Origin of the sequence: Nocardia anaemiae NBRC 100462, assembly GCF_001612725.1 — a bacterium.
Classification (GTDB): Bacteria; Actinomycetota; Actinomycetes; order Mycobacteriales; family Mycobacteriaceae; genus Nocardia; species Nocardia anaemiae.
In genome coordinates, this window is sequence record NZ_BDAZ01000004.1 from 262,744 (window position 1) to 277,106 (window position 14,363).

At 66.1% G+C, this 14,363-nt stretch carries 14 protein-coding genes; 8 read left to right on the forward strand and 6 right to left on the reverse strand.

Features of this window, described 5'->3' with window-relative positions; all coding sequences use genetic code 11:
* Positions 1 to 147 precede the first annotated feature (147 nt).
* Positions 148 to 1,326 carry an NAD(P)/FAD-dependent oxidoreductase gene (locus tag NA5_RS04635; protein ID WP_062982189.1) on the reverse strand — a complete coding sequence of 393 codons (1,179 nt, stop codon included), beginning with the start codon at positions 1,324 to 1,326 and terminating at the stop codon, positions 148 to 150.
* Between the two features lie 81 nt (positions 1,327 to 1,407).
* Positions 1,408 to 2,352: an RNA polymerase sigma factor SigJ gene (gene sigJ / locus NA5_RS04640; RefSeq protein WP_062982191.1), complete on the reverse strand. Its 945-nt coding sequence runs from the start codon at positions 2,350 to 2,352 to the stop codon at positions 1,408 to 1,410.
* A 78-nt stretch (positions 2,353 to 2,430) separates the two neighbouring features.
* Here sigJ and NA5_RS04645 point away from each other — a divergent pair, with 78 nt between their 5' ends.
* The 3 genes from NA5_RS04645 (at position 2,431) to NA5_RS04655 (ending at position 5,184) form a co-directional block, all read left to right on the forward strand.
* The gene (locus tag NA5_RS04645) at positions 2,431 to 3,090 is read left to right on the forward strand and encodes an ABC transporter ATP-binding protein (RefSeq protein ID WP_062982193.1); all 660 of its coding nucleotides are present in this window, start codon (positions 2,431 to 2,433) and stop codon (positions 3,088 to 3,090) included.
* Entirely contained in the window at positions 3,087 to 3,863 is a 777-nt protein-coding gene (locus NA5_RS04650; protein WP_062982195.1) for an ABC transporter permease, read from the forward strand. The genes NA5_RS04645 and NA5_RS04650 overlap by 4 nt, the downstream gene beginning before the upstream one ends.
* 112 nt (positions 3,864 to 3,975) lie before the next feature.
* Positions 3,976 to 5,184, forward strand: coding sequence for a site-specific integrase (locus tag NA5_RS04655; RefSeq protein WP_062982197.1), 1,209 nt, complete (start codon positions 3,976 to 3,978; stop codon positions 5,182 to 5,184).
* A 9-nt stretch (positions 5,185 to 5,193) separates the two neighbouring features.
* Here the strand turns inward: NA5_RS04655 and NA5_RS04660 are convergent, their stop codons facing one another.
* A complete protein-coding gene (locus tag NA5_RS04660) occupies positions 5,194 to 6,585 on the reverse strand; it encodes an amidase (protein WP_062982428.1) in 1,392 nt (463 codons plus the stop codon).
* A 121-nt stretch (positions 6,586 to 6,706) separates the two neighbouring features.
* Here NA5_RS04660 and NA5_RS04665 point away from each other — a divergent pair, with 121 nt between their 5' ends.
* On the forward strand, positions 6,707 to 7,345 hold the full coding sequence (locus NA5_RS04665; RefSeq protein ID WP_062982199.1) for an MspA family porin: 639 nt from the start codon (positions 6,707 to 6,709) through the stop codon (positions 7,343 to 7,345).
* Complete coding sequence (locus NA5_RS04670) at positions 7,342 to 7,659, forward strand: hypothetical protein (RefSeq protein WP_062982201.1); 318 nt, start codon at positions 7,342 to 7,344, stop codon at positions 7,657 to 7,659. The genes NA5_RS04665 and NA5_RS04670 overlap by 4 nt, the downstream gene beginning before the upstream one ends.
* A gap of 2 nt (positions 7,660 to 7,661) precedes the next feature.
* Here NA5_RS04670 and NA5_RS04675 read toward each other — a convergent pair whose 3' ends face one another.
* Both NA5_RS04675 and NA5_RS04680 read right to left on the reverse strand, forming a co-directional pair.
* Positions 7,662 to 8,138 (reverse strand): nitroreductase family deazaflavin-dependent oxidoreductase, encoded by a 477-nt coding sequence (locus NA5_RS04675; protein ID WP_062982203.1) that lies wholly within the window; start codon positions 8,136 to 8,138, stop codon positions 7,662 to 7,664.
* 76 nt (positions 8,139 to 8,214) lie between these two features.
* Positions 8,215 to 10,497 (reverse strand): molybdopterin guanine dinucleotide-containing S/N-oxide reductase, encoded by a 2,283-nt coding sequence (locus NA5_RS04680; RefSeq protein WP_084483870.1) that lies wholly within the window; start codon positions 10,495 to 10,497, stop codon positions 8,215 to 8,217.
* A 93-nt stretch (positions 10,498 to 10,590) separates the two neighbouring features.
* On the opposite strand from NA5_RS04680, the gene NA5_RS40130 reads away from it, so the two are divergent.
* Positions 10,591 to 10,770, forward strand: a complete 180-nt coding sequence (locus NA5_RS40130; RefSeq protein ID WP_157110218.1) for a hypothetical protein — start codon at positions 10,591 to 10,593, stop codon at positions 10,768 to 10,770.
* A gap of 141 nt (positions 10,771 to 10,911) precedes the next feature.
* Here the strand turns inward: NA5_RS40130 and NA5_RS04685 are convergent, their stop codons facing one another.
* Positions 10,912 to 11,241, reverse strand: coding sequence for a rhodanese-like domain-containing protein (locus NA5_RS04685; RefSeq protein ID WP_062982205.1), 330 nt, complete (start codon positions 11,239 to 11,241; stop codon positions 10,912 to 10,914).
* 88 nt (positions 11,242 to 11,329) lie between these two features.
* Here NA5_RS04685 and NA5_RS04690 point away from each other — a divergent pair, with 88 nt between their 5' ends.
* Together NA5_RS04690 and NA5_RS04695 are read left to right on the forward strand one after the other, a co-directional pair.
* Positions 11,330 to 11,803 carry a MarR family winged helix-turn-helix transcriptional regulator gene (locus NA5_RS04690; protein ID WP_062982207.1) on the forward strand — a complete coding sequence of 158 codons (474 nt, stop codon included), beginning with the start codon at positions 11,330 to 11,332 and terminating at the stop codon, positions 11,801 to 11,803.
* Between the two features lie 240 nt (positions 11,804 to 12,043).
* Positions 12,044 to 14,299, forward strand: a complete 2,256-nt coding sequence (locus NA5_RS04695; protein WP_062982209.1) for an MMPL family transporter — start codon at positions 12,044 to 12,046, stop codon at positions 14,297 to 14,299.
* Positions 14,300 to 14,363 lie beyond the last annotated feature (64 nt).

Genomic DNA, 14,363 nt, shown 5'->3' on the forward strand with positions numbered 1-14,363 from the left:
TGCTCGAGCACCGGCCGTAGATCCCGGGAATGAAGCCCTGTGGTACCGCGGTGCGGGTGCTCGGTGGCGAGGTCACCGTCCGCCTCGCCGAAGCCACCGGCCGCGATCATGCGACTCGGCGGCTCCGACCGTGTTCAGACCGCCGGTTCACCGGGTGACGAACTGCGCCGCCACGTCACCGGTAACCACGAGGTGGCGGCGACGGCTGGGCACCAGCATGGTCGGGTGCGCGATGCTCCAGGCCGTGGACGCGCAGATGAGCTCCTTGATGCGGGCACCCATCCGGCCCGTGATCACTGTGGAGGTGGGCTGGTCGGCGGGTGTCACCTTTTGGACGATGCCATCGCGGCGTCCGAGGCTGATGCACTGGCTGGCGTAGCCGATCGGGGCGTCGGGAACCTTGCGGCCGGTCAGGCGCGCGGCGATGGCGTCGGCGCCCTGCCATGCCATCGGGGTTGCGGTGGCGCAGCCCATCCGCAGTGGTTTACCGCCGACCCCTTCGGCGTGCGCGGCGTCGCCGACGGCGTACACATCGGGGTGGGAGACCGAGCGCAGGGTGGCGTCGACAACGATCCGGCCGGTGTCCGACACCGCCAGGGTGGTGGCGGCCGCGATCGGGTGCACGGTGAAACCCGCTGTCCACACGGTCATTTGGGCCGGGATCGTGGTGCCCGTACCGGTGAGCACACCGTTCGCCGCGACGCGTGTGACATCGGCGTGCTCGTGGACGGTGATGCCGAGCCGCTGGAATGCTCCGCGCAGATAGCGCTGGGCCTTCTCGTCGAGCCAGTCGCCGACACCGCCGCGCGCGGCGATCGCGACGTCGAGGTCGGGGCGTGCCTCGGCGATCTCGGCGGCCACTTCGATGCTGGTCAGGCCGCCGCCCACGATCAGCACGGTCTCGCCGGGCCGCAACTCGTTCAGGCGTGCCCGCAGCCGCAGCGCGGCCTGCTTCCCGGCGACGTTGTAGGTGTGCGCGGCGACGCCGGGAATGGCGTAGTCGGCGATGGTGCTGCCGAGGGCATAGACGAGGGTGTCGTAGCCGAGCGTCTCGCCGGTCAGGTCGACGCTCTTGCAGTCCACATCGACCGCGGTGACCCGCGCGATCCGGACCTGCACACCGGTGCCAGCAAAGATCTCACCCAGCGGGCGGGCAGGCAGATCCTGCCCGCTGGCGAGCTGGTGCATACGCACGCGTTCGACGAAGTCGGGGTCGGCATTGACCAGGGTGATCTCGACGTCGTCGCGGTGCAGCCGCTTGGCGAGGCGTCCGGCGGTGATGGCTCCGGCGTATCCGGCTCCGAGGACGACGATGCGGTGCTTCATGGTCTTGCTCCTGTCTGGATGGGTTCGCTACCTGAACCGGACAGCGCCGCGAATGCTGACAGGAGTGGACTGTGATGTGGGTCACCAGGATTCGATGATGGGTGCTCCGTGTTCCGAACTCGCCCATCGTCGGGTGGCGCGCGCGAGCTTTTCGGGGTTGACCTGGGCGTGGATGGCGGCGATGCCGTCGCGGGTCAGCTCGAGGCACACGATGCCGACGACCCGGTCACCGACCACAACCACCAGCGCGGGCCCGCCATTGACGACCGCGGAAAATATGGCGGGGCGGCCGCCGAGCATGTTGCGCTTGCCCTCGGTCGGCTTGATGGCCAGACGCAGGAACCGTACGACGCGCTGCGCACCGACGAGGGGCCGGTTGAGCGTCGGGAAGAAGTCGCCGCCGTCGCCGATGCTGATCGCGTCATCGGTCAGCAGACCGATCAGTGTCTCGGTTCGGCCGCTGACCGCCGCGGCGAGGAACTCCTCGACGATCTTGCGGGCAGCGGCCTCGTCGACCTGCACACGAGTCCGGTCGGTGGCCAGATGCTGTTTGGCGCGCCGATAGATCTGCTGGCAGTTCGATTCGGTGATATCGAGCATTTCGGCAATCTCGTTGTGCGCGTATCCGAATGCCTCGCGCAGCACGTACACCACGCGTTCCTTGGGTGAGAGCCGTTCCATCAGCGTGAGCATCGCGATCGATATCGATTCCCGCTGCTCGACGGTATCGGCCGGGCCGAGCATCCGGTCCCCGGCGAAGACGGGTTCGGGCAGCCATTGGCCGACATAGGTCTCGCGCCTGGCCCGCGCCGAGGTGAGCTGGTTGAGGCACAGGTTGGTGAGCACCTTCGTCAGCCACGCCTCGGGGGTCTCGATATGGTCCCGGTCGGCGGCCTGCCACCGCAGAAACGCTTCCTGGACCGCGTCCTCGGCGTCGCCGGTCGATCCCAGCAGTCGGTAGGCGATCGCCTCCAGACGGCCCCTGGTGCTCTCGAAAAGATCGACTTCGTACGTGCTGAGCGACATCCGCCCATGGTCGACCATGTCCGCGGGCCGCGTCCACTCGCCCCGTTTTCGGGCCCCGTCGCCGAAACCATCCCGTAGATGAGGAATGGTGGGACGGTGCCGAATATCAGTCTGGATCGGGTCAGCGTGAGCCACGGCGAAACGTCGATACTCACCGATATCTCCGTGATGTTTCCGGCAGGTCGGTGCACGGCGGTGGTCGGGCCGAGCGGCACCGGCAAGACCACATTGTTGCGGCTGCTCAACCGGCTCGACGAACCCAGTAGCGGCCGAATCCTGCTCGATGACATCCCGATCACCCACTTCCCCGCGCCGCAGCTGCGCCGCCGCATCGGATTGGTACCACAGCGACCGACCCTGCTCACCGATATCGTGGCCGATGAGATCCGGGTCGGCCGTGCCGATCTCAGCGCCGATCGTATCGATGCCCTGCTCGCCCGAGTGGGCTTACCGGACTTCCGTGGTCGGCGCTGTCTCGAACTGTCCGGCGGCCAAGCGCAGCGGGTGTGTCTGGCTCGGGCGCTCGCCGTCGAGCCGGAGGTGCTGTTGCTCGACGAACCGACCTCCGCACTCGACGCGGAATCCGCCGCCGCGGTGGCGAGGCTCATTCGCGAGCACACCACCTCCGGTGGCGGTGTCATCCTGGTCAGCCATGACACCGCCTTCGTCACCGAGGTGGCCGACGCCAGCTGGACACTGCGAAACGGCCACCTGTCCGATGAACGGAAACCCAAGTGACAGAACAGCTTTCGGTGCCCGGCTGGCCGGGTGTGGCGACTTCGCTGGTGCTCGTCGCACTGGCCGCCGCGATCGCCTACCGTCAGCGACTGCATCTGACCCGCGAGCTGCTCATCGCCGCCACCCGCGCGGCGGCCCAGTTGGTCGCGGTCGGCGCTATTCTGCTGATCCTGTTCCGGCACACCGGATTACCGGGCGCGCTGGGCTGGGTGGTGCTGATGGTGCTGATCGCCGGGCAGGTGGCGGGGCGACGTGGCAAAGGTGTGCCGCGAGCGCGCCGGGCCGCGACCATCGGGGTCGGCACCGGATCCGCCATCACGCTCGGCGCACTCATTGTGCTCGGTGTGATCTCCACCCAGGCCCGGGTGGTCGTCCCGGTCGGCGGCATGATCGTCTCCGCCGCCATGCAGGCCACCGGTATCGCGCTGCGTCGACTGCACGAGGATGCCCGCAACGCGCGTCCCGCCATCGAAGCCCGCTTGTGCCTTGGCCTTTCGGCACGTGCGGCCTTCCTGCCGCACCGCCGGTCCGCACTGCGCACCGCGCTGATTCCGACGATCGACGCGACGAAGGTCGTCGGGCTGATCAGTCTGCCCGGCGCCATGACCGGCCTGATCCTCGCCGGTGTCGATCCCCTCACCGCCATTCGCTACCAGATCGTGGTCATGTACATGTTGCTCGCGGCCACCGCTCTCGCAGCGCTCACCGCGGCACGGGTCGCCGAGTCCTATCTGTTCGACGATGCCCAACGGCTGGTGCCACTTCCCGAGTGAGGTGCGTTTCGATCACACCGGAATCGCCGGAGTCGTTGCGGCGGCACGGAAATCCCCGGAGAACGCATAGGCTTGATCATCGAACGTCGGACCGGGTGGATGGAGCGAGCGGGTGGGCGATGCGGTGGTCGCGGTGCCGGAGTCGGTGCGCACCGAGTTGCGCCGTGGCGTGCGCAGCGTGCTGGTCGACACCGTGGCGCTGCGGTTGGTGCGCGAGCGTTTCGACGATGAGCAGGCCGGGGCGTTGCGACGGTATCTGGAGGCGTCACAGTCGGCGAATACGTTGCGCGCGTATCGAACCGATTGGATCGGGTGGGCCGGATGGTGCGCGGCGGAGGGACGGCAGGCGTTACCCGCGGATCCGCTCGATGTCGCGGTGTATCTGGCTGCGGCGGCGGATGCGTTGCGTCACAGTGACGACGGTTCGCAGCGGTGGGCGTTCAGCGCGGCCACCCTCGAGCGCAAGGCGGCGGCCATCGCGGCGGTGCACGCCGCCAACGGATTACCGTCGCCCACACGGTCCGACGTCGTCCGACTCACCTTGCGCGGTATCCGCCGGACTCGTCGCACGCAACCGAAACGTAAACGCCCCGTACTGCTGCACACCCTCGAACAATTGCTCGCCGGGTTGCCGGAGCCCGGATGGCCCACCGAACCCGCGCGCCGCCGCGACGCACTGGCATTACTCGTCGGATTCGCGGGCGCATTGCGCCGCAGCGAACTCGCCGGATTGCGGATCGCCGACGTGCGAGTCGATCTCGACCACGGCACCGGTGAACCGCTACTGCTCGTGCAACTTCCGACCACCAAAACCGATCCCACCGGTATCTCTGAACAGCGCGTCGCACTCCCCCGCGGCCAACGCCCACAGACCTGCCCGGTCTGTGCGTTCGCCGATTGGATCCAGTTGCTCGAGGCGCACCGCGCACACGGCGATGTGCGCGCCTGGCTCGCCGAGGCAGCGTCGCCGTCTCCGGATATCCACCGCTGCCACGGCTACCGGGGCACCGTGCTGGCCGAAAACGACACCCTGCCTTTGTTTCCCACCATCACCCGGCACGGCGGCGTCGGCCGCGAGGCCATGTCCGGGCGCGCGATCGCCGAACTCGTGAAACGCTATGCCGCCCGTGCCGGACTCGATCCCGACCTGTTCTCCGGACACTCACTGCGCGCCGGATTCGCCACCCAGGCCGCCCTCGGTGGGGCCAGCGACCGTGAAATCATGCGCCAGGGCCGCTGGTCCAACCCACGCACTGTGCACAACTACATTCGCACCGCGAATCCGTTCGAAGACAACGCCGTCACCAAACTCGGCCTCTAGCGCTGTAGGTCAGTCCTGGATGCGCCGCCAGGGGCGTTCGGCTTCCAGGGCGAAGGCGATTTCGAGTAGGGTGCGTTCGTCGCCGTGGGCGGCGCAGAATTGCATGCCGATCGGGAGGCCTTCGCTCGATGCACCCATGGGCAGCGAGATCGCGGGTGTGCCCGCGACATTGTTCAACGGGGTGAAGGCGACCCAGGAGATCAGTCGTGCGAAGAGTTCGTCGAAGGGCACGGTCGGGTTCAGGTGGCCTAGTCGCGGGGTGGTGTGGACCAGGACCGGCGAGAGGATCAGTTCGTGGTCAGCGAACATGCCCGCATAGGCCCGACGCACTTGTGCGAGACGGTAGAGAATGGCCGGTGTGCGCGCCATGGACTTGCGATACAGCGCTGCGAGTCCCTGGGTGAACGCATCCAGATCTCCCGACTGGAATCGCGGATCGATCGCGAGTTTGCCACCCGCCCCGATGAGGAACGCCAACAATCCCCAGTAGGTGGTGAAGTCGTCGACGAAGCGTTGCGAAACTGGCAAGGTGATCGGATCTACCTCATGCCCCATCTTCTCCAGCAGTGTGACGGTGTCATCGAGTACGGCCCGGGTCTGCGGGCAGGTTTCGGTGCCGGTGATGGAATCGGCGATCAGCCCGATCCGCAGCCGCCGCCGCGCCGGTCCCTGCACCAGACCGACCGGCGGCAACTTCGGATTACGCCAATACCGTTCGGCCGCGGCGAAATACGTCGCGGTATCGCGCACCGAACGGGTGAGCACGCCTTCGGAAACCAGATTGATCGGCATCGAGCGCGCCTGCGGACCGTCGATATGTCGTCCTCGGCTCGGCTTCAACCCGACCAGACCGCAGCAGGCGGCCGGAATCCGAATGGAGCCACCACCGTCATTGCCGTGCGCGATCGGCACCACCCCCGCGGCCACCAGTGCGGCCGCGCCACCCGATGACGCACCCGGCGAATAGTCCGTATGCCAGGGATTGCGGGTGGGTTCGGCGGCGGCGAATTCGGTACTCGCGTTCAAACCGAACTCCGGTAGTCGACTCTTGCCCAACACCGACATCCCGGTGCTCAGAAACTGTTTCGCATAAGGCCCGTCCTCGGCGGCGGGCCGCCCGACGAACGCCGCGGTGCCGTGATTGGTCGCCAGACCCCGCACATCGGTGTTGTCCTTGACATAGGTCGGGACTCCGAACAGCGGCGCATCCGGATCACCCGCCGACAGCGCGGATTCCGCCGGGACTACAACGGCGCGCAATGTCGGATCGACCCGCGCGGCCCGTGCCCGCGCCGCCTCGGCGACCTCGGCCGCGCCGATCTCCCCTCGACGCACCAGTTTCGCAATCGTCACCGCATCGTGGTCGGCGAGTACATCATCACCGAAGGCATGGAATCGCATATCCGGATTCTGCGCGCCGCGATAGCGACCACGCACCATTTTGGACAACCGACCTGTCGACAGGTGTTCCGCATGGCGTCGGATATCGTTCGACTGCAACGTGAGCGAGGAGATCGACACTATGAATAGCTCGACCGCCGTCCCGCTATGCCTACTGGCCGCGGGGGTGCTGAGTTTCGTTCCAGCACAATCGGCTTCGGCGGACGCACTGCCGGATCAGTTCCGCACGGTCAGCACCGAGGACGGCTGGGAACTGACGGTCACGAAATCCGCCGAAAACCTCGATCGAGTTCCCAACCTCGCCGAAACCGCCTTCACCCGAGAGGGCTTCGTCAGCGTCCGCGCGGCGGCCGATATCACCGGTGCGGGCAGTGTATCGGTCAACTCGGGCACGCTCACGCTGGGATACCAAATCGGTTGCCAGATCGATGTTTCCAACGGCATCTCACTCGGGCTCGCCGCGTCGGTCGGCCCGAACGTCAATGTGATGGTCGCGCCGACCCCCGGGTTGAGCGTCGGTGTCGGGGCAGCGGCACTGCCCAGCGTGTCGGCCACCTTCAAACCGGGAACGATCACCACCATCCCGTTCGGCACCAAAGCCCTTGCCGGACCGCATGGTTCGATCACCACCGATCAGGTGCAGATCAAAATCGATGCCTGTATGGGGCCGGTCAGCCTGCGCTCATATGTGATCGCGACCATTTCCACCGATACCGCCGATAATTCGGTGGCGGTGTACGGCGATCCGATCTGGTTGTGATCGCCGTGTCCGTCACATATCGCCGAGCCGCCCTGATCGCGGGCGCAGTCCTGGCGATCGCCACCAGCGCGCTGTCGAGCGTCACGCACGCGGCACCGATCGTGCCCGCCACCTGCGACCAATCCGATGCCCCCGACTGCCCCGAGCCGACCACCGACAAGACTCCGGGCATGGTTCCCGCACCGGGCGCCCCGCCGCTGCTCACACCGGCCGCACCGCCGCCACCGGCAAAGCCGAGCGCACCCGCCGCCGCACTGACCCCACCAGCGCCGGTCCCGCATCCGGGCACGCCGATCGTGCCCGCGGCACAGTGAATTCAGCTGCGGCGTAACTCGAAAATGCGGAAGGTCCGCCCACCGGACAGCTCGCACTCCATTTCGTAGCCCGGCCAGAACTCGACCGCCAGATCCCAGGCGCGTTTGCGGTCCATACCGGTGACCTCACTGACGCTCACCTCGAACCGCTCACCCTTGCGCCGGACAATGGCGGTGTCGGCCGCGCGCAGGTTCGCCGACCACACCGGATGCTTGGGGCTGCCCCAGTTGGAGCCCACCAGCAGCAAGTCGTCACCGCGCGGCACATACAACAGCGAGGTGGTGCGCGGGATCCCGGTTTTGCGGCCCGGGACGGTGAGCTCGATCGACGGCAAACCCGCCAGATCGAGCACACCGCGCCGCCCCCGACTGACTCGCCGCACAAACCGTTCCAGCCGCAGCACCATCGGCGCCGTGCGCATGACCCAGCGTTTCTGCGCGATCCGGCGAGCTAGCGCGGGCAACGGATTCGACACCATAATCCGAAATCCTGACAGAAATCCGACCCCGGACCACAGCCGGGACCGTCCGTTGAGACCAGCCTCACCCGCGCCATCACGAAACGCCCTCGACTGTCGCCGGTGGCCGAACAACGGCCACATCCGGTAGCACACCCTCATACGGCTCGATCTCGACCAGCGCCAATTGTCCCGCGCAGCTCTGACTCAACGTCGAGGCGGGACGATCCGCGGTGAGCACATTCGGGTTGCCGTGCCGACAGAAGCTGGGATCGGCCGGATCCGGGTCGTACCGGGCACCCGTGGACAACTGCGCGACCTGCGGCCGGACCGCGTCGTCGACGACCAGCCCCGCCAGACAGCTGCCCCGATCGTTGAAGATCCGCACGATATCGCCGTCTCGCAGACCGCGCGCCGCGGCATCGTCGGGATGTAACCGCACCGGTTCTCGCCCACCGATTTTCACCGACCGACTGTGTGCGCCGACATCGAGCTGGCTGTGCAGTTTGGCGCGCGGCTGATTCGCGATGAGCTGCAGCGGGAACCGCGTCGCGGCACCCAGCCATTCCTCCGGCGCCAACCACACCGGGTGACCCGGGGTATCGGCATATCCGAACCCATCGATCGTTTCGGAGAAGATCTCGATCTTGCCACTGGGTGTGGTGAGCGGGAAACGGTCCGGATCCGCGCGGAAATCGGCCAACAGCACTTGATCGGGATCGGGCACCGCAACCGTGAACGACTCGCTGTCCCAGAACTCGTCGAACTCCGGCACCGTCGGATCGTCGAGCCCGCCGCGCCATTGCTCGTACAGGTGCCGCAACCATTCCTCGACGGTGCGCTCTTCGGTGAATTCCTTACCGACACCGAGGCATTCGGCCAAGTCCGCGAAGATCGCGTAGTCGTCACGGGACGCACCGTGCGGCCGGGTCAGCGCCTTCATCGGGAAGAATTCGCGATCGTTCTGCCCGCAACCGAAGTCGTCGCGTTCGATGCTCATGGTCGCCGGGAGGACGATATCGGCGTGACGCGCGGTCGCGGTCCAGAACGCATCGTGCACGATCACCGTCTGCGGCCGCGTGAACGCCGCGTGCAGCCGGGCCAGATCCTGGTGGTGGTGAAAGGGATTCCCACCGCACCAATACACCAACTCGATCTTCGGATACACCAACCGCGCACCGTTGAAATCGAAGGGCTGCCCCGGATTCAGCAGCATATCGGCGATCCTGGCGACCGGAATGAACGCCGAAACACCATTGCCGCCCTGCGGGAACCTCGGCACCGACTGCCCGCGCGCCGGATCACCGACGTGCGCGCACGAACCGTAGCTGTGGCCGAATCCCCCACCCGGCAGCCCTATCTGGCCGAGCATCGCCGCAAGCACCACCCCCAGCCACAACGGCTGCACACCATGCTCGGCACGCTGCAACGACCAGCTCACATTGAGCATCGTGCGCGCGGCGGCCATCTCCCGTGCCAACCACCGGATTCGCTGGGCCGACACACCGGTGATGGCTTGCGCCCACGCGGGATCCTTGACAATGCCATCGGTTTCGCCCCGCACGTAGCCGATGAACCGCTCGTACCCGACCGTGTACCGATCCAGAAATTCCTTGTCCGCCAACCCATCCGCATCCAACACCTGGGCCAGCGCCAGCATCAGCGCCGTATCGCTACCGGGCCGCGGCGCGATCCATTCGGCCGCGGCCTCCGCCGGAATGTCATCGCGCAGTGGGCTGATCGATACGAATCGGCACCCGCGCGCCCGCGCGGCCGCTATCCAGCTCCTGGTGTTGTGCCGCGACACGCCACCGGGCGACACCGCCGAGTTCTTCGGCGACAGCCCACCGAAGGCCACCACCAACTGTGTGTGGTCGACGAGTACGCTCTTCGCGGTCGCGTGACCCTCGAACAGTCCCATCGAGCCGATCACATGTGGCAACAGCACCTGCGAGGTTCCCAGACTGTAGCTGTGCACACTTCGGACATAACCGCCGAGACAGTTCAGAAACCGGTGCACCTGACTCTGCGCATGATGAAACCGCCCCGCACTCGACCAACCGTAGGACCCGCCGTACACCGCTTCCGCGCCGTAATCGCCGTACACCCGACGCAACTCACCGGATACCAACTCCACCGCGGTTTCCCAGGACACCGGCACAAACGGCTCATCGCCGCGCCCGGCCGCACCCGGCCCGCTCTTCAACCACCCCTGTCGCACATACGGCTGATCGATGCGCGTCGGATGATGTTGTGCCGAGGCCACATTCTCGATCAGAGCCGTCGGTTCCGGATCCCCGCGCCACGGACGCACCGCAGTCAACCGCTGCCCATCGCTCTCGGCTTCGAACACTCCCCAGTGCGTCAGATGCGCGGCCATCACCCCACGGTAGCCCCGCCCACCGACAGGTTCACTTTGTTATGACGCCGCGCTGGTCCGCGGCTTATGCCCGCCCGGCGATCTCAGACACAGATGCTGAAGCTGAAGAAGGGACCCAGCGGGACGTTGAAGCAGAATGCGACCGAACCGAACGCGGGTGTAACCGGCTCCGCCGAGGCCGCAGGAGCGGCGAGAGCGCCAACAGATACGGTGATGGCGATCGCGGCGATCGCCGTGGCAATTCTGGTGGTCATTACAACGTTTCCTGACTGATCGACGATGATGATGCCCCCGACCAGAAATCGTTACTTCTCCGATCATCCGCTGATCCCCTAGCAGGCACAAGACCACGCATCGAGGACGCGTCGGCACGGAATGTGCGGTCGGACTGCCCGACCGCACATCAGATCCGACTCAGGATTCGGATTCGATCGGCAGGCCCGCCTCGGTCCAATCCTGGATGCCCGCGCGGTAGGCGCGGACATTCGTATAGCCGAGGGCGCGCAGTTTGACGGCGACGACCTCACTGTTGCGGCAGGCGTTGTTGGAGCAGTAGGTCACGATGGGTGCGTGCGGGTCCGGGAGCAACTGCGCGGCTCGGGATTCTACATCGGCCTCGACGAGCGTGAGCGCGCCGGGCAGATGCGCTTTCTCGTAGTAACCCACACCGAGGGTGTCCAGGACCGTCACCGTACCGGCCTCGATTGCTTCGGCCAGTTCGTCACGGGCGATGACTGTGGTCATGAGATGTCCTTCCTAACGTCACACATTTTATGTGCGTGCGCACGCTATTATATATGTGCGGGTGCACGCAAGTGGTTAGAATCGGCGCGTGACGGAATCGGAGAAGCATCGCGCGGCGGCCAGCAGCGCATGGTCGGCACTGCTGCGGGTGCACGCGAACCTCGTCCCCCGCTTGGATGCTGAACTGCGCCGAGACTTCGGACTCCCGCTCGCGTGGTACGACGTGCTACTCGAACTCGACGGCGTCGAACCGATGCGCATGACCGATCTGGGCGAGCGTGTCGTACTCAGCCGCACCCGGGTCAGCAGGCTCGTCACCGAGATGGCGGCCGCAGGCCTGGTCGCGCGCGAATCCAACCCCGACGACGGCAGATCCGCATTCGTCGCCATTACCGATGCCGGTCGCGAGCGGCTGCACGCGGCCGCGCCCGGCTACCTCGCGGGTATCGAGCGATACTTCGCCGACAAGCTCGACCCGAACGAATTGCACACCCTCGCCGCGACTCTCGCCAAGATCCTCGGCCCGACCGATCTCACCATCACACCCCGGCGCGGTTCGTAGCCCGCAAGTCTGCACCGACTGCCGGTCGGCACGATTCGAACACCCATGGCAGTCAATGCAATTCGCGTCACATCCGCGCACGCGGCGGCGTCTTTTCTGAAACACTAACACTTCAGACTGGCCTGTACCTTTGATGACAGGCACATCGAGCGTGCACCCCCGGAAAGGATGCAGCCCCTTGGCGATCGGCGCGGCACAGCAAGCCCCACACCAATTTTCCCGCGGGCAAGGAGCCCGCTGATGTTCACCCGCTGGGGCGATCTCGTCTATCGCCTGCGCTGGGCCGTACTCGCTGTCGTGGTGGGCGCATTGCTTGCACTCGGCGCATACGGCTTCGGACTCGAAGACCACCTCAGCTCCGGCGGCATGGACGATCCCACTTCCGAATCCGCACACGCCGCACGCCTCGCCGACACCGCCTTCGGACGCAATCACGACTTCGACGTCGTCGTGCTCTACACCGCACCGGACGGAAAGACCGTCGACGACCCGGAATTCAGCCAGCCGATCATCGACAACCTCAACAGCCTCCCCGACAAATACCCGAACGAGATCACCGGCATCAACGCGTCCTACTGGCGCGTCGACGGCGCCAAGATCAGCGGCGCGAAGGCAGCCACCCAGGACAAGAAGCGCGCCGTGGCCGCAATCGCCATCGCGGGCGACAACGACACCGACTGCGTCCGCAACTTCCGGAAAGTCAAGGACGCCTTCGCAATCCCCGGCATCGACGTGCAAGTCAGCGGCCTGCAAGCGGTGGCGGGCACACTCAACGACACCATGGCCGACGATGTACACCGCATGGAAGTCCTGGCCATCCCGGCCGTCGCCGTACTGCTCTTCTTCATCTTCGGCGGCCTCGTCGCGGCCGCGCTACCGTTACTCGTCGGCGGACTCACCGTCATCGGCGCATCCGGCATCATCATGTTCCTGACCCGCTTCACCGAGGTGAATTCCTTTGTCTCCTCGGTACTGTCGATGATCGGCCTGGGCCTGGCCATCGACTACGGCCTGTTCATCGTCAGCCGATTCCGCGAAGAACTCGCCGCGGGCCACGACACCCGCGCCGCGGTGCGCCGCACCGTCGTCACCGCGGGACGCACCGTCGTGTTCTCCGCGACCATGATCATCGCGAGCCTCGGCAGCATGCTGCTGTTCCCCCAGGGCTTCCTCAAATCCATGGCCTACGGTGCCATCGCGACCGTCCTACTCGCCGCCTGCACCGCCATCACCATCCTGCCCGCCAGCCTCGCCGTCCTCGGACCGCGCGTGGATATGTTGGGGTTCAAGCGGTTCCGAAGAGCCAAGACCGCCGAACAAATCGAAGACGGTTTCTGGGGCAAGACCACCCGCTGGGTGATGGCGCGACCACTCACCGTCGCGATCCCGCTCGTCATCCTGCTCTTCCTACTGATCATCCCCGTCAAAAACCTCATCTTCGGCGGCTTCAGCGAGCGATACCTCCCGCCGGACAACCCGACTCGCGTCGCACAAGAACAGATCGACACCTTCTTCCCACAGCGCCGATCCGACCCCATCGAACTGGTCTTCGTCGCCGACAACAGCACACCGGTCGGCGAGGCCTGGCACGCGGCCGGACACGCACCCGGATTGGCCAGCCCGTTCGAGATGCCATCCAAATCCTCGACCCAGGACAACATCTACCGCTCCAAGGCAACACTGGTGAACCCGAACGAAGGCGGGCAAACCATCGAATACCTCCGCAAAATGGAACTCCCCGACGGCGTCGGCATGTACGTCGGCGGCATTCCCGCCATGCAGAAAGACAGCATCGACGCGCTGCTCTACCGCATCCCGGTCATGATCGCCCTGGTCCTGTTCGTGAGCACACTGCTGATGTTCCTCACCTTCGGCTCACTGGTACTGCCGATCAAGGCCGCACTGATGAGCGCCCTCGGACTCGGCTCCACCCTCGGCATCCTCACCTGGATCTTCGTCGACGGCCACGCCGCAGCGCTACTGAACTTCACCCCGCAGCCGATCCAATCCAACGTGCTCGTGCTGATCATCGCGATCATCTACGGCCTGTCCACCGACTACGAGGTCTTCCTGCTCTCCCGGATGGTCGAGGCCAGAGCCAAGGGCGCCAGCACCAGCGACGCGGTACGCACCGGCACCGCGCACACCGGCCGCATCATCACCGCCGCAGCGCTCATCCTGCTGGTCGTGACCGGCGCCTTCGCCTTCTCCGATCTGGTGATGATGCAGTACATCGCCTACGGCATGATCGCCGCACTGTTCATCGACGCGACCGTACTGCGCATGCTGCTGGTACCCGCGGTCATGAAACTGCTCGGCGACGACTGCTGGTGGGCACCGGCCTGGATGAAGCGTCTCCAGGAGAAAATCGGACTCGGCGAACCTATTCTGGACGACGAACGCCCGGGCACCGAGGATCCGCGCGACCCGATCGACACCGCACCGGTCACACTGCGGCGCCCCACCGTCACCGCTGGACGGTCGGACGGTTCGTAGCCGCACCCACCAAAGGGAACGCTGCGCGCCGCCTCGGGAGGTACGCTCACCGCCGGAAAGCCCG

What these genes read in the sequence shown, in the direction of transcription:
- NA5_RS04675 (WP_062982203.1), bottom strand. Translation starts at nt 8,138, where the DNA reads ATGGTGTCGAATCCGTTGCCCGCGCTAGCTCGCCGGATCGCGCAGAAA.
- NA5_RS04665 (WP_062982199.1), top strand. Translation starts at nt 6,707, where the DNA reads ATGAATAGCTCGACCGCCGTCCCGCTATGCCTACTGGCCGCGGGGGTG.
- NA5_RS04680 (WP_084483870.1), bottom strand. Translation starts at nt 10,497, where the DNA reads ATGGCCGCGCATCTGACGCACTGGGGAGTGTTCGAAGCCGAGAGCGAT.
- NA5_RS04695 (WP_062982209.1), top strand. Translation starts at nt 12,044, where the DNA reads ATGTTCACCCGCTGGGGCGATCTCGTCTATCGCCTGCGCTGGGCCGTA.
- sigJ (WP_062982191.1), bottom strand. Translation starts at nt 2,352, where the DNA reads ATGTCGCTCAGCACGTACGAAGTCGATCTTTTCGAGAGCACCAGGGGC.
- NA5_RS04660 (WP_062982428.1), bottom strand. Translation starts at nt 6,585, where the DNA reads ATGCGATTCCATGCCTTCGGTGATGATGTACTCGCCGACCACGATGCG.
- NA5_RS40130 (WP_157110218.1), top strand. Translation starts at nt 10,591, where the DNA reads ATGCTGAAGCTGAAGAAGGGACCCAGCGGGACGTTGAAGCAGAATGCG.
- NA5_RS04645 (WP_062982193.1), top strand. Translation starts at nt 2,431, where the DNA reads ATGAGGAATGGTGGGACGGTGCCGAATATCAGTCTGGATCGGGTCAGC.
- NA5_RS04685 (WP_062982205.1), bottom strand. Translation starts at nt 11,241, where the DNA reads ATGACCACAGTCATCGCCCGTGACGAACTGGCCGAAGCAATCGAGGCC.
- NA5_RS04635 (WP_062982189.1), bottom strand. Translation starts at nt 1,326, where the DNA reads ATGAAGCACCGCATCGTCGTCCTCGGAGCCGGATACGCCGGAGCCATC.